Origin of the sequence: Pseudoalteromonas sp. XI10 (assembly GCF_001469895.1) — a bacterium.
In the GTDB taxonomy this organism is placed as follows: domain Bacteria; phylum Pseudomonadota; class Gammaproteobacteria; order Enterobacterales; family Alteromonadaceae; genus Pseudoalteromonas.
The window spans coordinates 117,824-140,951 of the sequence record NZ_LOPY01000021.1 but is presented as its reverse complement, the minus strand read 5'-3'; the positions used below and the strand labels follow the sequence as shown (position 1 = coordinate 140,951).

Annotated in this window: 25 protein-coding genes; 8 read left to right on the top strand and 17 right to left on the bottom strand. The window is 41.5% G+C overall.

What is annotated here, in order from left to right; genetic code table 11:
- Positions 1-32: 32 nt before the first annotated feature.
- The 10 genes from arsJ to AUR67_RS05660 all read right to left on the bottom strand — a co-directional run bounded on the left by arsJ (position 33) and on the right by AUR67_RS05660 (position 8,761).
- Positions 33-1,241 carry an organoarsenical effux MFS transporter ArsJ gene (gene arsJ, locus AUR67_RS05705; RefSeq protein WP_058584504.1) on the bottom strand — a complete coding sequence of 403 codons (1,209 nt, stop codon included), beginning with the start codon at positions 1,239-1,241 and terminating at the stop codon, positions 33-35.
- 5 nt (positions 1,242-1,246) lie between these two features.
- The gene (locus tag AUR67_RS05700; protein ID WP_058584503.1) at positions 1,247-2,257 is read right to left on the bottom strand and encodes an ArsJ-associated glyceraldehyde-3-phosphate dehydrogenase; all 1,011 of its coding nucleotides are present in this window, start codon (positions 2,255-2,257) and stop codon (positions 1,247-1,249) included.
- A 2-nt stretch (positions 2,258-2,259) separates the two neighbouring features.
- Entirely contained in the window at positions 2,260-2,760 is a 501-nt protein-coding gene (locus tag AUR67_RS05695) for a dual specificity protein phosphatase family protein (RefSeq protein WP_058584502.1), read from the bottom strand.
- 13 nt (positions 2,761-2,773) lie between these two features.
- Positions 2,774-3,796, bottom strand: coding sequence for an ACR3 family arsenite efflux transporter (gene arsB, locus AUR67_RS05690; protein WP_058584501.1), 1,023 nt, complete (start codon positions 3,794-3,796; stop codon positions 2,774-2,776).
- A 9-nt stretch (positions 3,797-3,805) separates the two neighbouring features.
- Positions 3,806-4,525, bottom strand: a complete 720-nt coding sequence (locus tag AUR67_RS05685) for a metalloregulator ArsR/SmtB family transcription factor (protein ID WP_235591797.1) — start codon at positions 4,523-4,525, stop codon at positions 3,806-3,808.
- Between the two features lie 187 nt (positions 4,526-4,712).
- Positions 4,713-5,858, bottom strand: a complete 1,146-nt coding sequence (locus AUR67_RS05680; protein WP_058584499.1) for a serine hydrolase domain-containing protein — start codon at positions 5,856-5,858, stop codon at positions 4,713-4,715.
- Between the two features lie 185 nt (positions 5,859-6,043).
- Complete coding sequence (locus tag AUR67_RS05675; protein WP_058584498.1) at positions 6,044-6,289, bottom strand: hypothetical protein; 246 nt, start codon at positions 6,287-6,289, stop codon at positions 6,044-6,046.
- Entirely contained in the window at positions 6,286-7,233 is a 948-nt protein-coding gene (locus AUR67_RS05670; RefSeq protein WP_152996492.1) for a polysaccharide deacetylase family protein, read from the bottom strand. The genes AUR67_RS05675 and AUR67_RS05670 overlap by 4 nt, the downstream gene beginning before the upstream one ends.
- Positions 7,230-8,333: an alkene reductase gene (locus AUR67_RS05665; RefSeq protein WP_058584497.1), complete on the bottom strand. Its 1,104-nt coding sequence runs from the start codon at positions 8,331-8,333 to the stop codon at positions 7,230-7,232. Before AUR67_RS05665 ends, AUR67_RS05670 begins: the two co-directional genes overlap by 4 nt.
- 11 nt (positions 8,334-8,344) lie before the next feature.
- Positions 8,345-8,761 (bottom strand): hypothetical protein, encoded by a 417-nt coding sequence (locus AUR67_RS05660; protein ID WP_058584496.1) that lies wholly within the window; start codon positions 8,759-8,761, stop codon positions 8,345-8,347.
- 97 nt (positions 8,762-8,858) lie between these two features.
- Here AUR67_RS05660 and AUR67_RS05655 point away from each other — a divergent pair, with 97 nt between their 5' ends.
- The gene (locus AUR67_RS05655; protein WP_201024574.1) at positions 8,859-9,773 is read left to right on the top strand and encodes a LysR family transcriptional regulator; all 915 of its coding nucleotides are present in this window, start codon (positions 8,859-8,861) and stop codon (positions 9,771-9,773) included.
- A 41-nt stretch (positions 9,774-9,814) separates the two neighbouring features.
- On the opposite strand, the gene AUR67_RS05650 is transcribed toward AUR67_RS05655, so the two are convergent.
- On the bottom strand, positions 9,815-10,624 hold the full coding sequence (locus AUR67_RS05650; protein WP_058584494.1) for a sulfite exporter TauE/SafE family protein: 810 nt from the start codon (positions 10,622-10,624) through the stop codon (positions 9,815-9,817).
- A gap of 379 nt (positions 10,625-11,003) precedes the next feature.
- On the opposite strand from AUR67_RS05650, the gene AUR67_RS05645 reads away from it, so the two are divergent.
- Both AUR67_RS05645 and AUR67_RS05640 read left to right on the top strand, forming a co-directional pair.
- Positions 11,004-11,981 (top strand): DUF1852 domain-containing protein, encoded by a 978-nt coding sequence (locus AUR67_RS05645; RefSeq protein WP_058584493.1) that lies wholly within the window; start codon positions 11,004-11,006, stop codon positions 11,979-11,981.
- Positions 11,982-11,992: 11 nt separating this feature from the next.
- Complete coding sequence (locus tag AUR67_RS05640; protein ID WP_058584492.1) at positions 11,993-13,021, top strand: methionine synthase; 1,029 nt, start codon at positions 11,993-11,995, stop codon at positions 13,019-13,021.
- A gap of 353 nt (positions 13,022-13,374) precedes the next feature.
- Here AUR67_RS05640 and AUR67_RS05635 read toward each other — a convergent pair whose 3' ends face one another.
- From AUR67_RS05635 to AUR67_RS05625, 3 genes are read right to left on the bottom strand one after another with little or no spacing between them, the layout of a single operon-like run.
- The gene (locus AUR67_RS05635; protein WP_058584491.1) at positions 13,375-13,608 is read right to left on the bottom strand and encodes a hypothetical protein; all 234 of its coding nucleotides are present in this window, start codon (positions 13,606-13,608) and stop codon (positions 13,375-13,377) included.
- Positions 13,609-13,615: 7 nt separating this feature from the next.
- A complete protein-coding gene (locus AUR67_RS05630) occupies positions 13,616-14,131 on the bottom strand; it encodes a hypothetical protein (RefSeq protein ID WP_058584490.1) in 516 nt (171 codons plus the stop codon).
- 29 nt (positions 14,132-14,160) lie between these two features.
- Complete coding sequence (locus AUR67_RS05625; protein WP_058584570.1) at positions 14,161-14,574, bottom strand: VOC family protein; 414 nt, start codon at positions 14,572-14,574, stop codon at positions 14,161-14,163.
- A 577-nt stretch (positions 14,575-15,151) separates the two neighbouring features.
- On the opposite strand from AUR67_RS05625, the gene AUR67_RS05620 reads away from it, so the two are divergent.
- A complete protein-coding gene (locus AUR67_RS05620; RefSeq protein WP_058584489.1) occupies positions 15,152-15,487 on the top strand; it encodes a hypothetical protein in 336 nt (111 codons plus the stop codon).
- Between the two features lie 34 nt (positions 15,488-15,521).
- Here AUR67_RS05620 and AUR67_RS21140 read toward each other — a convergent pair whose 3' ends face one another.
- Positions 15,522-15,662: a hypothetical protein gene (locus AUR67_RS21140; protein WP_161936931.1), complete on the bottom strand. Its 141-nt coding sequence runs from the start codon at positions 15,660-15,662 to the stop codon at positions 15,522-15,524.
- A 572-nt stretch (positions 15,663-16,234) separates the two neighbouring features.
- Here AUR67_RS21140 and AUR67_RS05615 point away from each other — a divergent pair.
- Genes AUR67_RS05615 through AUR67_RS05605 form a run of 3 tightly spaced genes read left to right on the top strand, consistent with a single transcriptional unit; the run spans position 16,235 to position 19,935 of the window.
- Positions 16,235-18,067: a DUF3604 domain-containing protein gene (locus AUR67_RS05615; RefSeq protein ID WP_058584488.1), complete on the top strand. Its 1,833-nt coding sequence runs from the start codon at positions 16,235-16,237 to the stop codon at positions 18,065-18,067.
- A gap of 3 nt (positions 18,068-18,070) precedes the next feature.
- The gene (locus tag AUR67_RS05610) at positions 18,071-18,949 is read left to right on the top strand and encodes a peptidyl-prolyl cis-trans isomerase (protein WP_058584487.1); all 879 of its coding nucleotides are present in this window, start codon (positions 18,071-18,073) and stop codon (positions 18,947-18,949) included.
- Positions 18,946-19,935, top strand: a complete 990-nt coding sequence (locus AUR67_RS05605; RefSeq protein WP_082665577.1) for a HupE/UreJ family protein — start codon at positions 18,946-18,948, stop codon at positions 19,933-19,935. Before AUR67_RS05610 ends, AUR67_RS05605 begins: the two co-directional genes overlap by 4 nt.
- 410 nt (positions 19,936-20,345) lie before the next feature.
- On the opposite strand, the gene AUR67_RS05600 is transcribed toward AUR67_RS05605, so the two are convergent.
- The gene (locus AUR67_RS05600) at positions 20,346-20,720 is read right to left on the bottom strand and encodes a hypothetical protein (protein WP_058584486.1); all 375 of its coding nucleotides are present in this window, start codon (positions 20,718-20,720) and stop codon (positions 20,346-20,348) included.
- Positions 20,721-21,374: 654 nt separating this feature from the next.
- Here AUR67_RS05600 and AUR67_RS05595 point away from each other — a divergent pair.
- Positions 21,375-21,851, top strand: a complete 477-nt coding sequence (locus AUR67_RS05595) for a hypothetical protein (protein ID WP_058584485.1) — start codon at positions 21,375-21,377, stop codon at positions 21,849-21,851.
- On the opposite strand, the gene AUR67_RS05590 is transcribed toward AUR67_RS05595, so the two are convergent.
- A complete protein-coding gene (locus AUR67_RS05590; protein WP_058584484.1) occupies positions 21,848-23,053 on the bottom strand; it encodes an anhydro-N-acetylmuramic acid kinase in 1,206 nt (401 codons plus the stop codon). The genes AUR67_RS05595 and AUR67_RS05590 overlap by 4 nt on opposite strands.
- Positions 23,054-23,128 lie beyond the last annotated feature (75 nt).

Sequence of the window (23,128 nt, the reverse complement as noted above, 5' to 3'; positions counted from 1 at the left end):
TGCTTACCTTTATAGGGCGTGTTTAGATTTAACTAAATTTGTTTTGGCAATTTAGTCGAAATAAGGGCGGTAATAACAATAAATAACAGTGATATAGCCAAACAAGCTGCTAAGCCATAAAGCTGAAACACTAAGCCCGATAACACAGTACCAATTAAGCGACCCATGGCATTGGCCATATAATAAAACCCGACATCAAGTGACACGCCATCGGCATCAGCCATACTAACAATTAAGTAGCTGTGCAAAGATGAGTTAATCGCGAAGACCACGCCGAACAACATCAACCCGCCTATCAGCATTGGTTTTACTGCCCAGTCAAAACCAATAGCAAGGGCAATGGCTAAGGTGACTAAAGCAAGCAGTGATGCCCACTTAACTGTTTCTGCACTTGGTGATGTTTGCTTATTAAGCTTAATGATTTTAGGAGCAAAAGATTGCACAGCCCCATAACCAATGACCCAACTAGCTAAGAAGGCCCCCACGGTCCAGTGGTTCCAATCAAAGGCTTGCGATAAAAACACCGGAAGTGCAACTACAAACCAAACATCACGGGCACCAAACAAAAACAACCTCGCGGCCGACAAGATATTGATTGAACTGCTTTTTGAAAATATCTCGTTAAACTTAGGTTTGTTTTTGGCTTTGCCTAAATCATTTTTAAGTGCATATATACTAAAACACCACACCACCAGCAAAGTGGCTGCCATCGCGAGCATTGCGCCTTTAAACGACATTAATGTCAGTAGTAAGCCACCTAAAAAGAAGCCCACACCTTTTAATGCGTTTTTAGAGCCCGTAAGTATCGCCACCCATTTAAACAAGGTGCCTTCTTGGCCACTAGCAACCAGCATTTTAATTGAGCTTTTAGCACTCATTTTATTGAGATCTTTTGCAATGCCCGACAGCGCTTGCGCCAGCATCACATAGGCAACACTCAGCCATTCAGGGGGGACTGCCAACATGAACAAGGCTGCAACCTGTATGGCAAGGCCAATGTTCATGGTCTTGTTTAAACCAAGCCTTGCGCCTAAATAGCCGCCCACTAAGTTAGTGACAACACCAAAAATCTCATAAAACAAAAACAGCATGGCAATACTCAAAGGCGAGTAGCCAAGCGCATGAAAATGCAGTACCACCAACATTCTCAATGCGCCATCTGTTAGCGTAAATGCCCAGTAATTCCCCGTGACAATTAAGTACTGCTTTATATCAGCGGGAAGATTAGCCAAACGCGTCATTGCTTTTAACCTTGTAGTGATCGCGCAACTTTACGGGCAAGTTCGGCGGTGCGGTTTGCGTAACCCCATTCGTTATCGTACCAAACATACAGCTTAACTTGTGTCTCGTTCACAACCATGGTTGATAGCGCATCAACAATGCTTGAGCGTGGATCTGTTTTGTAATCAATAGAAACAAGTGGCTTTTCTTCATAACCCAAAATGCCTTTTAACTGGCCTTCTGCGGCTTCTTGCATCCATTGGTTAATTTGCTCAGCGGTGGTTGGCTTTTCAACTTCAAACACACAGTCAGTGATTGATGCATTTGCTAAAGGCACACGAACCGCGTGGCCGTTTAATTTGCCTTTAAGTTCAGGGAAAATATGCGTAATCGCTGTTGCAGAGCCCGTTGTAGTTGGAATTAAGCTCATGCCGCATGCGCGAGCACGGCGTAAATCTTTATGGGGCGCATCTAAGATAGTTTGCGTATTAGTGATATCGTGAATAGTGGTCATTGAACCATGTTTGATACCAATTTTTTCTTGCAGAACTTTAACCACAGGCGCTAAACAGTTGGTAGTGCATGATGCAGCTGTAACAATATCGTGCTGCTGTACATCGTATAAGTCATCATTTACACCCATTACAACGTTCAGCACACCGTCTTCTTTTACAGGGGCAGTGACAACAACTTTCTTAACACCTTGATCAAGATAGGCTTGCAGTAATTCTGTTTTTTTCATTACGCCAGAGGCTTCAATAACAATATCGCAACCAGACCAATCAGTGTCTGCAATTGCTTTATTTTGCGTAACGTTAATTTCGTGGCCATCGATGATCACAGCGTTATCGCTACTTTCAACCTTATGAGGCCAAATACCGTGTACCGAATCATACTTTAGTAAGTGAGCGAGTGTTGCTGCATCACCCGCAGGGTCATTAATTTGCACAAACTCAACGTCGTCCCATGCAAACGCTGCTCTTAGTGATAAACGGCCCATACGGCCAAAACCATTAATGCCTACTTTAATTGCCATTGTTAAGCTCCTACTTTTTGAAAATTGTCGAAATATGAACGTTGTACTGGGTTATGCAACGATTTAGGGCGAATAGCCTGCACTTGATTAACTATGTCGTTTTTAGCATAGCCAAGCTCATGCATTAATAAACCAATAACTAAGCCTGTACGGCCTGAACCGCCTTTACAATGCACAGCCACGCTACCACCGCTTTTTATGATGGCAAGAATCTCGTTAAGGTGTTTGTTGAAAGCTAGACTAAACGCTTCGCTTGGCGCGTCATCATCAACAATAGGTAATTGAAACCAGCTAAGACCAGCTTGCTCACATTCGATTGCAAGCTGCTGCGCGCCATTTTTAATAAGCTCTTCATCGTACATTAGAGTAATAATGGCTTTTGCACCTGCCGCTTTTAAATCAGCAACAGACTGTGATAAGCCAACGCCTTTTGTGCCTGGGCAAGGGGTAAAAATAAATGCCCCAGTTTCTAGCTGTAAAATATCAAATGGATGTGATTGCATTATGACTCCCCAATTACTCTTTAAACCAATGTGTTGTTTTATTAACTATTGCAACCAACGACAGCATGACAGGTACTTCGACCAAAACCCCAACAACGGTTGCTAATGCTGCACCCGAGTGCAAACCAAATAATGAAATAGCCACTGCGACCGCTAACTCAAAAAAGTTAGAAGTACCGATTAAACAGGCTGGTCCTGCAATGTTGTGCTTAAGCCTGAGCTTTAACGCAATGAAATAGGTGATTGCAAAAATACCGTAGGTTTGCAAAACAAGTGGAATGGCAATCAGTACAATGTTAAGCGGTTGGGCTAAAATCGTGTTCGCTTGAAACCCAAATAGCAAGACCACTGTGGCCAGTAAACCAACAACTGAGTACGGTTTAATTTTCTCTAAAAATGACTGCACAGCAGCCTCATTTTGTGCTGAATTATTAAGAGCTTTTCGTGTTAATACCCCGGCAATGAGTGGCAGCAATACATACAGCACAACCGAAATCATCAGTGTAAGCCAAGGTACATGAATATCAGACACCCCTAGCAATAACCCCGCAATAGGTGCAAAAGCAAAAATCATAATGATGTCGTTCACAGACACTTGCACTAAGGTATAATTTGCATCACCTTTGGTCAGTTGTGACCACACGAACACCATTGCTGTACAAGGTGCAACACCAAGCAAAATCATGCCAGCAATATATTCTTGCGCCGTTTCAGGGCTAACAAAATCAGCAAATAACCCTTCAAAAAATAACCAACCTAATGCGGCCATTGAAAACGGTTTGATAAGCCAATTAATGATTAAAGTAAGCATCAGTCCTTTAGGATTCTTACCGACTTCTTTAATCGTGGAAAAATCAACTTGCACCATCATCGGATAGATCATTACCCAAATAAACAGTGCAACAACAATGTTTACATGGGCCACTTCGGCTTTTGCTATTAACTCAAATAAAGGCGGAAACATCACCCCAAGCGCCACACCGATGGCGATAGCAGCAGCAACCCATACAGATAAATATCGTTCAAAAACACCCATTTTTAGTCCTTAATTGCAGCAACGAGCAACACGGGTTGGGCGATCATCGCCCATCGCATTTAGTCTTGCTAACTCGTTTTCTATGAAATTTGGTTCGTTTACCACGGTCGAGGTAATTGTTTGTTTCATCCACATTGGTAAGGTCGGGTTTAAAGAGTAAAACACCCACTGCTGGTGTTTTCTATCCGACAAAATGCCCTGTTTTTTAAGTTGCGCTAAATGCCTTGAAACCTTTGGTTGACTCTGCTCGTTAAGTGCCGTCATTAGTTCGCATACGCAAACCTCTTGCTCAACGGCGATAAGCAGTAAGCTTTTTAAACGAATATCATCTGCAAGGGCTTTATAAAATGTGGTTGGCGAAATCGATACTGGTTTTTCTTTGTTATGGGATTGCACAAACTGTTTAATTCGCTCATTGATTTCTTGCAAGGTTTTTTCAAAGGCGTGTGGTTCAGGACGCGTTTTAGGATCAACAAAGTCCCAGCCTAAACAATGTGTGCCATCAACACGATTTGCACATTCTTTTGCTGCCTTGTCGCACAATGTAATTACATAATCAAAATGCAGGTTAGTTACATCATTTAAGTGCTTTGAGTGTAAGTCATCGGTTTTTAAGCCAAAATGCTCAATAGCCGCAAGCGTACGAGTGTCTACCGCATAAGGTTCTGTGCCCGCACTAAATACTTCAAACTCACCTTTACCATGATGTTTAAGCAACGCCTCAGCCATAATTGATCGGGCTGAATTTTCTGTACATAAAAAGAGAACTTTCACGATTCACTCCATAACAATTTGGTTATATAATATTTTTGTTATATTGGATGTGCAAGTTATTTTTCTTATATAATGACTTAGCTTAAATTGAACTGAAGAAAGAACTTGGCGCACCTGTGCGCCAGCTTAGATTTTAGTGTGTTTAGAGTGCTGATTTTACTTGTAAAGTCAAATAGTCACTCATTACTTTTTCAAGCTTGGCGTAGTCTTTTTGCTGAGTAACAGCCCCTGCGACCACCACCTGCGTTGTTGGTTCATACATCACCAAAGTGCCCCAAAAGCCACCATGTTGATAAACTAAAGTGCCGTTATATTCTTTTGCAAATACACCCAAACGATAAGGACTATCTGCTGGTAAGCCTTTATCCGATAGCATGAGTTTGAGCGTTTCAGGATGTTTGAAGACCTTGCCTGAAAATAAAGCATGATAAAATTTAGCCATACCGATTGGGCTGGCAACAAGCCCACCGCCACCATATAAATCAACTGTTGGGCTCCAATTAAAGGTGTCGGTGCCGTGCAAGTATTGATGTACGCGACGAGACTCATCCACAGCAACCGAATCACCACGTTCCCAGATCACATTTTCAATACGATTTTTGTCGAAACTTAAGTTTTGACGAACCGCTTCAGGTAGCGGTAAATCTGTCACTCTTTCAATAATATGGCCGAGTAACACATAACCGGTATCTGAGTATGAAAAACGCTCACCAGGTTTACCAACTGGGTCGCCCCACTCTACACACCCTTTAATTTGCTCGCGCATCGTAATATCTTGCTGCGGATTTGCCATTATGCCAGCTAAGTACTGGTCGCTTTGAGCGTGATCATATAACCCTGCCGTATGACTCAGCACTTGCTTTATCGTTATTTTATCAAGGGCATAGCCATCGCCTTCAAGAAGCGCAAAAAAGTCGTCAGAAATTAACTTATCAAGCGTTGTATCAAGGTTTAATTTTCCTTCCTCGTGCAAACGTAGCACCGTTGCCGCAGTGAAAGTTTTAGTCACACTGGCAATTCTAAATAAACTATTTGGGTTAATAACTTGCGGCGCATTTTCTTTACTTTGCTTGGCCGTTGAAAAAGCATGTCCATCATCAACAATCACATGAAGTGCAAAACCTGTAAGGGGAGCTTGTTGGTTTGCATTGAGAACTTGGCTCATGTAAGCATGGTGAGTTTCAAGAGGTTTTGCAGGCTCTGCAGTCACTGGTAAAGCCATTAGTGATAGAGCGACAAATAAAGAGCTTAGCGTTTTTTTACTCGCTTGAGAGTACCGACGATCCATAGAGTTTTCCTTAAAAAATAGTCCTTAATTAGCGCCTACAGCTTTCGAAAAAGTCAGTTAAGCAGCCTAAAAACGGCTTAACTGACACTAACAAACGACTTTCGTGTTGTCGAATTAATACGTTAATACTATTTAACAAGCATAATTGCAGCCTTAGCAAATATATTTTGAGGAGTTTAAAGAAGTTACTGATGCTCCCTTAAGTCTCTTTCAAATTCAGTTTCTGTTTTAACTGGAGTGCAATGTGTAGTGACTTCAGTTTTGCCAATTTTTTCAGGTTCGTCTGAGCTATAAATCGTGGTGTTATAGCTTCGATCTATTTCCCCTGGGCAGTGATGATCTGCGATTACTACATCCTCAAACTCACCCATTTGCTGCTGTGAGGCACAGCCAGATAAAAGTAATGCAATAAAGGTTAGTGTGTATTTCATAACAAATCCTCTTCAAAAGTTCGGGGTGAGTTTTTTGGCACATTGTCTTGGCGTAGAATCCATTTTGCTATGTCATCTTTACGCATAAACTTAACCCCCTTGTGCTGCTTTGCATAGGTTATAAAGTCATCCAACGCTTTCACTCTAGCGGGAGTGCCCGCTAATCTATCGTGAGCACTGATAGACATCATTCGTCTGCGTTGTTTGCCTTCTTTGTAGAGCACATCAAACTCGTCTTTAAGCTCTTGTAAATACGCCTTACCAGTCATGGCTGTGCTGCCAGTGTATCGAACTATATCGTTGTTTCGAAAAGTGTATGGAACAACAACAATGTCGTCATTTCCAACAGGTGTTAGCGATGGCTCATCACGGGATAAGTCGTCTATATGATAAATAAAACCTAATTCTTTAAGGATTTTGAGTGTATTTTTTGAATGCCTCATCCAAAATGCATTAAACCCCACAGGCCGCTGCCCTGTTACTTTTTCAATGATATTTGCACTTTTTATGTATGACTGTCGCTCTTGCTCTTCACTCATAGAGTATTGAGGGGTCCAAGTTTGTCCGTGCCCTGATGCTTCATGCCCGCGCTGCACGACCTCTTTTGCTAACTCAGGGTTTAACTCAACAGCTCGGCCAACCATGTGTGAGGTTACTTTAATATGATGCTTGTCCCATAAATCTAGCAGTCTCGGTATGCCTTCATTCATGCCGTACTGGTACCAAGAAGGTGAAATAGTGTCTGGATAACCCTCCTCTTGGGGTGGAAACGGGCCTGGATCTGATTGGTCTTGCGCTGTTGCCTCAAACTGCATCGAAATAGAGATCACAAGTTGAGCATCATCAGGCCAAAATACAGATGTTGCCTCCTTCGCTTGAGCGACACCTAAGCAACTTAAAACAAGCCCAGAAGCAACTAAAATTGGCTTTAAAAATTTCATCATTTATTCCCCTGATATACTGGGTAGTCTGTGTAACCTCGCTCATCACCACCAAATAAAGTAGTAGGATCTGATATTTCATTCAGAGGTAAATTGTGCTCTAAACGATAAGGTAAATCAGGGTTTGCAATAAACTTTCTGCCGAATGCAACATAGTCAACTAAGCCTTCACCAATGAGTTTATCGGCCTTTGTTAATGTGTAATTACCTGCCACCACTATTTTGCCACCAAAGCTTTCACGCAATTTAACTCTAAACTCATCGGTTACGAGGGGAGCATCATCCCAATCAGCTTCCGCTAAATGCAGATAAGCAATGCCAAGTTCATCAAACTTTTTAGCTAAATATAAAATGGCATCGATTGCTTGCGGATCATCCATGCCTCTTTGCGTTATAAAAGGAGCTAATCGAATAGCCGTTTTTTCTGGGCCGATAGCTTGGCTAATTGCGGTAATGATTTGCAGCGCGAACTTTGCTCTATTTTCAATATTACCGCCGTATTCATCGGTACGTTTGTTTGATGTTTGCCTTAGAAATTGATCGATTAAATAGCCATTGCCTGCATGTACCTCAACGCCATCAAACCCTGCTGCAATCGCATTTAAAGCAGCTTGTTTATAGTCTTCAACAATGCCCTTAATTTCATTGGTCGATAATTCCCGGGGTGTAGGACAATCAAGCATTTGGCCTTCGCCATTTTCATCAACCACCCATACTTGCGCATTTGGGGCAATAGCACTTGGCGCAACCGGCAAGCCGTCTGGATGAAAGACGCTATGCGACATTCTGCCAACATGCCATAACTGAGAAAAAATGAGTCCATTTTGCTGATGAACAGCCTGCGTTACTTTGCGCCATCCATTGATTTGCTCTTCAGTATAAATCCCGGGGGTAAATGAGTAGCCCTTTCCTTGTGCAGAAATTTGCGTCGCCTCTGATACTATAAAACCCGCACTGGCTCGTTGCGCATAATATTCTGCCATTAGACTTGTCGGAATATCGCCTGGTTGAGCCGTACGTGAACGGGTCATAGGAGCCATCACTATTTTATTTGCGGTTTTATGATGACCAATTTGGTCTATATTAAATACTCTATTTTTCATGTGTATACCTTTTAAATAAGCTCGCTGCGTGTAAATAAAATTTCTATTTTTAAGCCATCAGGCCCTTGAATAAACACTTGATGCTCATTCGCTGCCGGCACTTCCCGCTCAACGAATGGTATTGAAGTTGCTTCTAGCCGTGCTTTAACTTCTTGATAATCAGTTGCAAAGAAAGCAAGGTGGTCAACCGTTGATAAGCCAACTGCTTCTGTTGATACCGAAGCTTGGGTTAAGTAATTAGATTGCGATTCATTTATGCCAAACTTAGCTGCTATATGAATGCATGGCGTATCCAAGTCGTCATATAACCAAACACCATCAAAACCAAATGCTGGCCTTGGCCCCTTTTTAAGGCCTAACGACGACTCTAAAAACTGAGCCATGTGCTGGATATTCGTTGCTAAAAGCAGAGCGTGATTAAGCTGCATTTCTATCTCCTTCAAGTGATGAAATGAGTTTAACTATTTTGACTAAATTGATAATTAGCCTTAGAGTTAAATCAGTATTCACTAAAACTGAAGAATAATGTCAAAAATTGATGATATGGCGCTTTTTGTTCACGTTGTAAAAGCGGGAGGTTTAGCCGCTGCGGGAAGAAAATTGGGGCTTTCGCCTGCAAGTATGACAGCACGAATTAATAAAATTGAGCAAAATTACGATACGCGATTGTTAACGCGTAATACGCGCAGTATTGCCTTAACAGATGCAGGCGAACGTTTTTATAGTGGCTGTTTAAGAGTATTAGCAGAAGTCGAAAATACTGAAAACATACTTCAAGAGTCGCAACAAAGCCTAAGAGGCCAGCTAAAACTATCTGCCACATCAGACTTTGGTCGCCAGTTTGTTGCACCCGCATTAGCAGAATTCATCAATAATCACCCAGGCGTTAAACCGCATTTAGTACTGACAGATGGGGTTACCAATATTGTTGAGGAAGGCATTGATCTGGCATTTAGATTCGGCAATTTGCCTGATAGTAACTTGATTAGCCGCCCGCTATGTAATAACCGCCGTGTTCTATGCGCCTCACCTAGCTATATAGAATCGTTTGGCTTGCCAAGACATCCCGAAGATTTAAAAAATCATCGTTGCCTTGTACTTGAGCGGCTTGGGCAACCACTAAATGACTGGCATTTTGAGGTAGATAACACGCACTTTTCTATTAAAGTAGCTCCCTACCTTTCATGCTCAGACGGTGAAGTGATAAGACGCTGGGCAAATCAAGGCCATGGCATAGCCTTAAAATCATACATTGATATCAAAAATGATCTCAAAACAGGCGACCTCATTTTGATACTAGATGAGTATGTTCGAGGCTTTAGCCACAGCGATAAAAAAAGTGTCGGCCTACAGGTGATATATCCAAGCAGGCAATTTCAACCTAGGCAAGTGAAATCGTTTATAGAGTTTTTTGAGTGTTGGTTTAAAAAGCACTGCTAACTTTAAATAAATCGCAAAGTAGATTTAGTGGTTAAAACTAACTACTTTGTAAGCATATTCACAGCCATAATTACCAAAAGCCCCGCAAAGATTTTCTTGATGGTAGGCACAGGCAAATGATGCGTTGCTTTTGCACCTAATGGTGCGGTAAACCACGAAGTACAAACAATACCAAACAAGGCCGGTAAATAAACAAAGCCTGCAAAGCCCTCTTTTAATGTAAAGTACTGACTGCCCGAGCTGATATAGCCCACAGATCCAAATAGCGCAATGACAATACCGCACGCCGAGGCACAGCCAATGGCTTTTTTCATATCAACCGAGAAAAACGTTAGTAACGGCACAAGCACCGCACCACCGCCAATACCTATCATGGCTGATAGAGCACCCGTGATAGTTGTATAAAATGTCAAAAGGCCTTTATTAGGTAGCGTTCGTGTTGATTGGCTGTCTCTTTTACTGCTGAAAATCATTTTTAATGCAATAAGCACCACACTCAAAGCGAATACAATGCGCACCACATTTGCGGGTAATAGCGAAGCCAAAAAGCCACTGATAAGCGCGCCTAGTGCAACCCCAGTCATAACCCACGGAGCCAATTGCCAAGGCACATTACCATTTTTATGGTGAGCGATAGCTGATGACGTTGAAGTAAAAAGAATTGAGGCAAGCGATGTAGCAATCGCCACCAGCACAACTTGCTCAGCAGGTAACACCTGAAAGTGCAGCAAGATCATGCTTAATATGGGCACAATCACTAGGCCTCCACCAATCCCTAAGAGCCCCGCTAAAAAGCCCACCCCGCTACCAAGTATGGCGCAGGCAATAATAAGCACGATTAATTCATTCATTGTATTTGTCTGTGTTGTTGGTTTAGGAAACCGAGTATAACAACAATAAAGTACGGGGTTGTTCTCAAAAGTAGGGTTAAGTAGTGAATATTACTCACGTTTTATATGAAATTACTGCAACTCCAATAAATCACTTTAGAAATCTAGATGTCCAAGTTAACTTTGAAACATTTTTTCATTCTCAGTTGCTGTTTTAGAACTAAAACAACAAAGCAGCATGAATCTGCCTCATGTTTTACCTGAAATAAAAACGTTTTTCTTCATGGTGCTGACCACGTATAAATTCATTACCGCTGCAGAGCAACCTAAGGTTAATGACCTAGCGATTTAAGGAAGGTGAGCAGCAATCATTTATCTCAGGACTTTTGGATACATTGCCATGAACAACGATTTCAGATTTACAATTAAAAGCATTTGCCTCGACGAAAATTATCATCCGTCAAATAGCACACGACTTACCACAAACTTTGCAAACCTAGCTCGCGGTGAAAGTCGCCAACAGAATTTGCGTAATGCATTAAAAATGATTGATAGCCGCTTTAATGCGCTAGCAAACTGGGATAACCCGCAAGGCGACCGCTACTCTGTAGAGCTTGAGATCATCTCTGTTGATTTAGAAATTGCACAAAGCACAGAGGCATTCCCGTCAATTGAAGTACTAAAAACTAATATCATTGATCACCAAACTAATGAACGTATCGAAGGTATTGTTGGTAATAACTTTTCATCTTACGTGCGTGATTATGATTTTAGCGTACTGCTGCTTGATCATAATAAAGCGAAAAACGAGTTTAGCATTCCCGAAAACTTTGGTGACTTACACGGTAAACTATTTAAATACTTTATTGACTCAGAGACTTACAAGCAGCACTTTAAAAAACCACCGGTTATTTGTTTAAGCGTGTCTGATAACAAAACCTACCATCGTACAGAAAACCAACACCCAATTTTAGGTGCAGAGTACCTACCAAATGAGTCGTCATTAACCGAGCAATACTTTAAAAAAATGGGCTTGCAGGTGCGCTATTTTATGCCACCAAACACAGTCGCTCCGCTGGCGTTTTATTTCTTTGGTGACTTGCTGAACGATTACACCAACTTAGAGTTGATCAGCACAATTAGCACCATGGAAACATTCCAGAAAATCTACCGTCCAGAAATTTATAACGCCAATGCCGTGGCGGGTAGTTGCTATCAACCCAATTTAAGAAACGCCGATCACTCTATCACGCAAATTGTTTACGACCGTGAAGAGCGCAGCCAACTGGCGATTGAACAAGGTAAATTTACTGAGCAACACTTTATTAAGCCTTATCAATCAGTACTTGAAAAATGGTCTGCCAACTACGCAATTTAATGAGAGTAAAAATGAAAAAGTTATTACCAACATCGACAGCAGGCAGTTTACCAAAACCAGCTTGGCTTGCTGAGCCTGAAACCTTATGGTCACCTTGGAAGTTGCAAGGTGCAGAACTTATCGACGGCAAACAAGACGCGCTGCGTGTTGCCTTACAAGAGCAACAACAAGCTGGCGTTGATATAGTGAGCGACGGCGAGCAAACCCGCCAACACTTTGTAACGACCTTTATCGAACACTTAAATGGCGTTGATTTTGAGAACCGTAAAACAGTGACCATTCGTAATCGCTACGAAGCCAGTGTACCAAGTGTGATTGGCCCGGTATCACGCAGCAAACCAGTGTTTGTTGAAGACGCCAAGTTTTTGCGTTCGCAAACCAAGCAACCTATAAAATGGGCATTACCAGGGCCTATGACCATGATCGACACCTTGTATGACGCCCACTATCAAAGCCGTGAAAAACTAGCGTGGGAATTTGCCAAAATCCTCAATCAAGAAGCGAAAGAGCTCGAAGCTGCGGGTGTTGATATTATTCAATTTGATGAGCCTGCGTTTAATGTGTTCTTCGATGATGTTAATGATTGGGGTATTAAGTGCCTAGAAAGAGCAATCGAAGGCTTAAAGTGCGAAACCGCCGTGCACATTTGCTACGGCTATGGCATTAAAGCCAACACTGATTGGAAACAAACACTGGGCAATGAATGGCGTCAATACGAAGAAGTATTCCCGAAACTTCAAAAATCGAATATCGATATTATTTCGCTTGAGTGCCACAACTCTCGCGTGCCCATTGAGCTATTAGCACTTATACGCGGCAAAAAAGTGATGGTTGGTGCCATTGATGTAGCGAGCAATGATATTGAAACTCCTGATGAGGTAGCACATACATTACGCGAAGCCCTGAAGTATGTTGATGCCGACAAGCTTTACCCATGCACAAATTGTGGTATGGCGCCCCTCCCTCGCCACATAGCAAGCGCCAAACTCAGTGCGCTAAGTAAAGGCGCAGAGATAGTGAGGGGTGAGGTTAGTAATTGAGTTAGCAAGTTTCAAGGGGCAAAGGGGAAAGTTGCGAGGTTCGAATTACGAGGATCGAGATGCGAGATGCGCGTCTACCTCCCCCCTTGTCGCCATAAATGACGACCTATATTGTAAGTCGGGCTTCAGCCAGTCAGATTTTATATTTGGAATGGACCTGATTGTGTAGCAGCGATTTTACATCGTGTTTTATCTCGCCTCTCGTATTTCGTTTCTCATCCCTCGTTTCTCGTTTCTCGTTTCTCGTTTCTCGTTTCTCGTAAAAATTTATCAATGACGCGGCATAAAGCCGCTGCTACAACGTAGGCGTGAAACTTGTTTCGCGCGCCGTTTTCCTTAAAGGAGTTAGAGGTTTAATCAGGCACTGAACTCACAAATGCATGAAGCCTTTCAATGGACTCTTTAGAATTAATTACACCATCGGCAAGATCTTCAAATATTCGTATCACTTCATTTCTCAATCCGAACGGGACGGCCTCTAAAGCGCTGACGTCACCACCAATATGGCTAAATGCATCATTGATATCATCGAAGGATTGCTCATCAAGCGAGTTTAAGATTAGCTCTTTTCTTTCTTTATTATTCATCATTACTCTATTGTGAATTTGCAGATGTGTAATTAGTTACAACATTTAACCCAAAAATATTTTCTTGAACTGTAATAGCTAATTGATCACCAACGGCTTGTGACTGCCAAAGTTTTTCGCTCACATTTAAATTAAATGGTCCAAACTCAATTGGAGAAATGACCAAAATATTTTTCGAAACTCTCCCTGTGCTAATTCTTTTGTCTACTATTTCCGTAATGACAGTCTTAGGCTCACCTATAAGAGTATGTAAATTTAAGAAGCCGACCACGGTAAGCAAAATAAACATATAGGTCGTTCTTCGCTGACTTCTGAAAAAACTCCTTTTATCTACATAACTATCCCAAAGCTCAGATGGGTTTACTTTCTTATGTAGTAACAACCCTACGATAAAACCTATCAATGCACTCGCACAAACAAGTTCAACACCGTAGAACATTTTATCAATCACAGCTATTGAGAACCAAATAGCTGGAATAATAAAAACAAACCATAAAAATTGAGAAGCGGTATTTGTTTTCATTGAGCGACTCCTAATCCCTCCAGCCATTTTTAACCTTTAGGGTGTTTAAGTTCAAGTAAGTCCCATTTATTGCCGTATAAATCTTGAAACACCACTACGGTGCCGTAAGGCTCTTCTCTTGGCGATTCATTAAATACAACACCTTTACTCTTCATACTGTTGTAATCACGCCAAAAATCATTGCTGTGTAAGAACAAAAATACTCGACCACCGGTTTGATTACCAACAGCGTGCATTTGCTGCTGATTACTGGCTTTTGCAAGCAAGAGGTGTGTGCCATTAGAACCCGGTGGCGAGACTAGAACCCACCGTTTACCCTCTCCTAAATCGGTATCTTCGAGCAATGTGAATTGTAATTTTTCGGTGTAGAAGGCTATAGCTTCATCGTAATCATTTACCACTAATGCAACACTACCGATGTGTTGCTTTATCTCATTTTTCATTACAAAACCTTGCTTCACATATCCTGTTTTTGACTTATCAGTGTGCCTATTAACGAAATACAAAACAACTGGTTAGTTGTCTGGGGTAAGTTAGCGAGTAACTAGGGGAAAGGGGAAAGTTACGAGGATCGAGTTGCGAGATGCGCGTCTACCTCACCCCTAGTCGCCATAAATGAAGACCTACATTGTAGGTCGGGCTTTAGCCCGTCAGATTTTATATTTATAATGGACCTAATTGTGTAGCAGCGATTTTACATCGCGTTTTATCTCGTATCTCGTATCTCTTATCTCGTATCTCTTATCTCGTTTCTCGTTTCTCGTTTCTCGTTTCTCGTAAAAATTTATCAATGACGCGGCATAAAGCCGCTGCTACAACGTAGGCGTGAAACTTGTTTCGCGCATCCTATCCTCTAACGACTATTCTCTATTAACTAACTCCTACGTCCCTCTAATGCTTTTAAACCAACCCATTCAGAAAGAGTTAATCCAAAAGCTGCAAAATTGAGTTGGCTAGATTAATTATTTTTTGCTAGATTTCAGTTGTACCCAATGGATGGGCAAAAATTGAGGGATTAATATGAACGAATTTGATATTTTCATCAGAAATATTGTTTTAGATTGTATTCGTGAGCAAGGCAGCTGTAGCGACATTTGCGAAGAAGACGAGCAATTAACTTTTTATGTTGAAATTGAAAACCACGACAACGTGATATCACGTAAGCAGTTTAAAGTTACTTACCCAATTAGCTATTCTATTCAGTCTGCACTCAAACATGAAATTGATTTACTTAGATATTTAGACTCTGGTGAAATCAGAACGCCCTTTACAAACGACATCGTCGAAGTACTTAAATCTGAGTTACAAGCCTTTATGTTCAGCAACAAACCACATGGTGAATATCATATTTGCTGATTCTTGATTTATAGCCTGAAGCAAAACAATCAGGCTATAACTTAACTAAATCACTCTTATAAATACGGTAGCGTAAAGTTGTTTTCTTGCTGGGGCAGCAACGAGGATCACTTTCATCATCAGAGACTAACTCTGGGAAGTAAGTGGTCTTTATATTGGTTTTGAATAAACTCATCTACCAGCTGCTTTGTTTGCAGCTCGGTGACATTTCCTGTTAGAGATATAAAAATTGTTATTAGGCTAAACTTTTTCAATATACCTAGTTGCTGTTGGCGGCGGCAGTGCTGGATACAGTTTATATATTGATGACAGTAAACCTGTTTACGTAATGAACTTCTTTAACGAGCACCACTATATTGTTAAATCTGATCAAGCTTACCTTCAGGCGAGGTCACGCTTACCCTTGAATATACCCAACAAGGAAAAGCGCCTAACGGTGGCCAAGATCTTGGCTCAACTGTTACACGAAGCTACTACGATAAAGCGCCATTCGCTTTTACTGGTCAATTACATAAGATTGAATATGAACTGAAATAACAGTTTACTCTGCCCCCCTGTTAACAGGGGGTCAGAGTATTAACTATTTTTAGATTTCTGCTAAATAGTTAGAGACTATCATTTGGGTATATGGTTACTACTAACTCTCTCATTTTATTTTTCTGTCGATATGTTGCGTTAACCCCTTACTGATATTAACTTTAATAAGTATTGGATGTATTTTGCTCACTCGTCAAAAGGATTCTCGTTATGACTACCTCTTTACGCTCATTAATATGCCTGCTTATGTTGCCTGCAATTTATTGTATTAGCAGTGCGGCAGCAGCTAATTCTTGGGAAGAAGCTGAAGCCAAAGTAAAGAAAAATCCATTAAAAGACGCTTACTTTGGCGAAACACATGTTCATACCGGCGTCTCAATGGATGCATTTATTGCAGGGAACAGGTTAACACCTGAGGACGCATACCGATTTGCCAAAGGCGAAAAAATGATGGTCAACGGCAGTATGCACAAAATTAAACGACCACTAGATTTTGTTGCTGTAACTGACCATTCTGAATTCATGGGTGAAGCATACAGTTTAATGAATGAAGGTGCGCCGGGTTATGACCATGAAATTGCCAAAGCATTTAGGGAAGCAAAGGATTTAACCACAGCTCTCAAACTTTACAATCAATATGTACTTACTCCTCTAGCTGGAGGCGGGAGTCCCCACCCTGACTTTTATCAAGGTACAGAGGCGGTTAAGTCAACATGGCAAAAAAATATTGAGGCCACAGAAGCGCATTACGAGCCAGGTAAATTCACCACCATTCATGCTTATGAATGGACATCTGCTCCAGGCGGGGCAAACCAACATCGCAACATTTTATTCCGAGACACTAACCTTCCCGATGTGCCATTTTCTTCTAACGAGGGCAGTAGACCTGAGCAACTGTGGGCGTGGATGAAATCACAACGTGAGGAAGGTCGAAAGGTGTTTGCGATTCCGCATAACTCGAATGAGAGTAAAGGCTTATTGTTCGCTGAAGCATCTTTATCAGGCAAGCCCGTTGATAAAGACTATGCACAAACAAGAGCCAGTATGGAACCGCTCATTGAAATGATGCAAGTAAAAGGTAACTCTGAAGTTATTCCTAACTTTTGGCCTAACGATGAATTTGCTGATTTTGAAAATGCAGTCACCATTCAGAAATTTAATGGTCGTGCTTTCATCAAAGAAAACTACGTTCGTTATGGCTTGGGCCGAGGTATTAAATACCAAGAGCAATTAGGCGTAAACCCGTTTAAATATGGCTTTGTCGGTGGCACAGATAGCCACAACGGTACACCAAGTAATGTTGAAGAAGATAACTACAGAGTAGGTAGTCATGGTCTTGCAGACCAAAAGGCTGAAGGCCGTTCCAAGAATGAACTTGATGGTGAAATGCTGATTGCAGATGCAAACCCTGGCGCACTCGCTGCGGTGTGGGCTGAGTCCAACACTCGCTCTGCCATTTGGGATTCAATGCTTGCCAAAGAAACTTACGCCACCAGTGGCCCACGTATGAAAGTTCGTTTCTTTGCCGGTCAGGGGTTCGATAAAAGCTACTCTAGTTATGAAAAGTTAGTAGAAGACGGGTACGCAAAGGGCGTTCCAATGGGTGGGAATTATAAAGGTACAAAAGCGCCACAGTTTCTGGTTTGGGCTGTAAAAGACCCTATAGGTCCTAACTTAGACCGTATTCAGATTATTAAAGGTTGGTATGAAAACGGTGAAATGAAAGACACTATCTATAACGTTGTAGCCTCCGGCAATCGTCTTAAAGATGACGGTACTGTTGAGCCTGTTAATGCACCAATTAACCTCAAAACGGGTGAGTTCAACAAGCAAAAGGGTAGCCCTGAACTAAAGGCTGTTTGGACAGATCCTGATTTTGACCCCACGCTGCAAGCTTTTTATTACGTTCGCGTGCTGCAATTACCCACAGCTCGCTGGACTTTGTATGATGAATTAAATGCAGGTGTTACTTACCCGAAAGATGTTAAGCGACAAATTGTTGAGCGGGCATGGGCATCGCCTATCTGGTATGAGGTGCAATAATAGATGTTAAAGCAAGTTGTGAAGGATCCACTGATTCACTTTATTGCCATTGGTGCTGTTTTGTTTTGGGCTTATTTTAGCTATGTAGAACAAAGCAGTACCGCAATAGATGATGATAACCACATAGTGATTGACCAACAAGAATTGGACCACCTCACGAATTTGTGGACGCTACAATGGAAAAAAGAGCCGCAAACGAAAGATTTACAGGCCATAATAGACCACTATTTGCGCCAAGAGGTGTTTTATCGAGAGGCAATGAAGCTCAATTTAGATCATAATGATGCCATCATTCGCAAGCGTTTGGCGCAGAAAATGGAGGCGGTTGCCAACGATTTAAGCACGCTAATGTCTCCTCCCACCGATAAGGCTTTGAAGGACTATTTTCATTCTAATCACAGTCTGTTTATGCTGCCGCCAGCATTGCAGTTTGAGCAGGTATTATTTTTAGAAAGTGAATCAAACCTAGAGACAAAAATAGCACAAGTTCTAAACACGCTTAAGCAGGATAAGTCTATTCCTGCAACCCGCTCCCAAAAGCTTTCGGTTGCCAATAATTGGGAGCTTACCCCAAATAACATCGTCGATAATTCTTTTGGTAAGAGTTTCACCGACGCGCTAAATACCGCACCACTAAACACTTGGTTTGGCCCAGTCGATTCTGGCTATGGTAAGCACCTTGTAAAAGTAACTCATCGTCAAGATGCTACGCTCCCAGATTTTGAGGCAGTCAAGGAATACGTCGCCCGTGAATACGAATACCAATCTGTTTTAAAAGCGCAAGAAAAAATCTATAAAGACTTGCTGAAAAACTATACCGTGACGATAACCGCAGATATACCAGATTTAACTCCGATTGAAGGGTTAGCATATAAACGATGAAGTGGCTAATTAACCTAATTGTGTTGGTGCTACTCGCTTCTAGCGGATATGCCACTGCTCATGAAATACGTCCTGCGTATTTACAAATCCATGAAACTCAACCCACTGTTTACAACATTATGTGGAAGGTCCCGAGTAACGGTAATCGTGTTGTTGATATACAACCACAGTTTGATGAGCAATTTTCCCTCACTTCCCTAGGCCACTACACCGCAATAGAGGGCTTTATTGTATATCGTTACACCCTGTCCGGAGAGCGATCACTATCTGGCTCAGGCTTATCAATCACTAACTTAAGCAGTACAACTATCGACACACTTGTGACCGTCAAGTTATTGGATGGCAGTTCACATACATTACTGATACAACCGAAACAGAATTTTGTTCAAATCCCTGTCGCTTATTCATCATGGCAAGTAGCTGGCACTTACACCGTGTTAGGCGTCGAACATATTTTATTGGGCATTGACCATCTGTTATTCGTGTTAGCACTATTGCTGATTGTCAGAGGTTTTAAAACTCTTATCAAAACAATCACTGCGTTCACCGCTGCACATTCAATTACTTTAGCAGGCGTTGCGCTAGGTTACTTCAGTTTGCCTTCAGCTCCTGTGGAAGTGCTAATAGCGCTAAGTATTATGCTTGTCTGCGTAGAGGCTATCCGCCAGCGGCGCGGCGTCACCAGTATTGCCACTCAATGGCCTTGGTTAATCGCTTTTGCATTTGGTTTGCTACATGGGTTTGGCTTTGCTGGAGCAATTCTCGATATCGGCTTGCCACAAAGCGATGCCCCAATAGCACTACTCTTTTTTAATGTCGGCGTAGAACTTGGGCAAATTGCTTTTGTTGTTGCTTTACTGCTTGTTGGCAAATTGATACATAAAGTAAGACCGCTACCAAAACATGCTGCAACAACGGCATCATACTTCGTTGGCTCAATTGCGTCTTTTTGGGTGTTTGAGAGGCTGTTTATTACATTTCAATAAATGAGATCTATTAATAATTTCAAATAAAGCGGTAAACTTGCACAAAGCTGCTCGTAATGAATATTAAGGATGAATAGCACGTTACGTTGTTTACTCTTTGAAAGAAATATAGACAGTATTTAAAATGTAAGCTCTGAGTATTCGCACACAACAAACACACAACCTGAACAATCATTTACTATGAATGAACTGGTTCGAAAGGCTAAACTTCGCTCAAAGCCGCCCTCAGAACACCGATTTTAACTCATTATTGGACAAAAACACGTCAGAGTATTTAATCAGTAACGCCCGCATAACGGGCAAATATACGTAGGCTAAACTACCGAGCAACGCGAGGGGAGCCTACGTGTATTTGTCCCTAGCGAGCAAAGCGAGTGTTAATGCGTTTGTTATGTGACGGCCTAACAAAACTACGGAACATATACCATGCCAAACTCATATTTGTAGCCTGAAACTATGGGATAAATTCGACCTTTCAGAACGAGATCACTAACGCCTTCTTCTACAGTACATAAATCGATGATTAAATCCCAATAATCACCTTGCCATTGATAGCATGAACGTTCCCAACATTCAGTAGATAACGCCTTTAGACAACAACCATATTCAAGAACATTTTCTCTATTAAACTCGGCCAAATCGCTAGATTGAAGAGTGATGTATTCCGAGACATTGTGGAGTTCGAAATTATCTTTGGTTAATTGAATAACCACTTTGCAAATGGAGTCTTTCCATACTTCCGGTATTGAATGTTCCTTTTCCAAATCTTTTAAAGGCAAATGCATTCTTCGTCATCCTTGAGTCACATAACTTGTTTATAGCGAGCGAGTCGCGCATTTTTCAACTACTGCGTCGCTAGTTTTTCTGAATGACTCATTTGTAGCAAACTTCTTAACTAATTGCCATTACAACTAAAATGCAGTAGTTCTAGCTTTTGTCACAGGACAAAAATGAGCAATTGGGTCGCTTTCCTGACTATGCAAGCAATATACTTTGACAAAATAGAAATACAATTTTGAATGGCCGAAGTTCGCTCAAAGCCGCCCTTAGATCATTTACGTTAACTCGTCTTGGGGCATTTTCGAGTTACATGACGGCAGAGAGATGGCTGGTTTCAGATTAATCCTAACTGTGCTTTGTATTAACTCTAGGGCTTTATATTTTCATTATGGTTTTTCTGTAGCTTTGAGGTAAATATACAGGTATCACGCCTTATCAGAAAACCCCAAATATCGATATTTCCCCTCACCCCAAACCCCTTGCCAGACAAGACTTTCTATTCCAATCTTGTCAGAAACCATTCCAGTTTTGGAACAGAAAGAACAAACTTTGTTCTGTTTTAGATATAAATAATCCGCAATATGACAATAGTCATAATTCTGTCATCTAACTGATCAATAATTGACGCTAATTTAATCACCCAACGTAATGAAGAAGTAATGGACAGTGCCTTGGTGCAACTTTCGTTTGCACTCCCATCTAGTGAAGACCCTTTATGTGCTGCGCTTGCGCATACTATGGAATATGAACAATTGCATTTTGCGGCTAATGAGCAAAAGCGTGTTGTATTTTGTTGTGTGCTGCCAGATGATGCCCATGAAGGTGATGTGATTTCTATCAGTGCAACGCGCCCTGATGCTCGTGAATCGGCCTATTTTACTGCGCACACATTAACGCAGCACGATCTAGATCAGCACGTTATTATGCTTACGTTAGAGGATGTTACTCACAGTGGTGAATTTGTTTTACAATTAATGCTACACGGCATGCATGCAACACTTAAAGACAGCGCCCAGTTTGATGTCAGCATTGCAGCAAGCACATCACCAGAGCTGCTAACTGGCGATCAATCTAAAAACAATGGCTTACGCCATTACTTCAGTAATCTTGGCGCAAGCTTTTTAGCTTTTTTTTAGTCAGCAAAGCTAATTTTACCCATGGTAATATCGGGGATCCCTTGCTCGGTATTACCAAAGCGTTGCTGCCCACCCGACAAACATTCGTTCGCTAAAATAGCAAATAACACGGCTTCTTTTGCATCTGGGTTTATACCCAAAGAATCGGTGTTTTTTATCACAGAAAGCGCTGGGCAATTAGCCAAAATAGTTTTCATTAATAATGGGTTATGAACCCCGCCACCACTGGCGTATACAGCCACATCGGTCAAACCTTCACTGCATTGGTTAATTGCTTTAGCAATCATTACCCCTGAAAACTGCACTAAGGTTGCCATCACATCAAAGCGCGATAAGTTTTGCGTATTCGAGCGTGCTTGTGCTGCAGCTAAATAGTCTAGATTAAACACTTCTGGCCCTGTAGTTTTTGGAAACCCTAAAGCAAAAAATGCATCATCACACAGCGCAGCTAGTAAAGTTTCATTTACCGTGCCTTTTGCTGCAATAGCAGCATCTTTATCATATTGAAGTGGAGCAAAATAACGCTGTATGTAGGCATCCATAATGGTATTACCTGGGCCTATATCAGAGCTAAAAACCGCTCGCGCATCTGCAGATTTAGGTAAGTAGGTTAAGTTTGCAATGCCACCCATATTTAGCAAAATGCGGTTTTCACTGGTGCTTGTGAAATACAAGTAGTCACCATATACCGCAAGCGGTGCGCCTTCGCCACCCGCTGCAATATGCTTTTGTCTAAAATCACCTATGGTAGTAATACCTGCAGTCACGGCTAGATGATCGCTGTCACCTATTTGTAGTGTTGCATTGCCATATTCTGCACGCTTGTGTTGATTTTTAGGGCAGTGATAAATGGTTTGCCCGTGGCTGGCAATCACATCAACAAGTTCTTTTGCTACTCCCCAGCTGGCTAACGTATTGGCAACCATTTCACCATGTAATTGGCCAATCCAAGGATTGAGTAAAGTCACTTCTTCAAGGTCACATTCGCGTTTTGCGAATACTCGTTTTACACGCGTTTTATAATCATCGTCGTAATCAACGGTAGTAAACTTTAATACTTCTACATGAGTGTTCATGCCCTGCCCTGATACTTCGCATAGCGCGATATCAAGGCCATCTAACGAGGTACCACTCATTAGACCAATTATTAATTTTCTTTCTTTTTTTGCGCTTAAATACAGTTTTTCAATATGTTGATGCATAAATAAATCACTTAAAATCAGCTTATTAGATGTAAATAAGCGGGTTAACGAGTTGGAATAGTTTATATTTTAAAA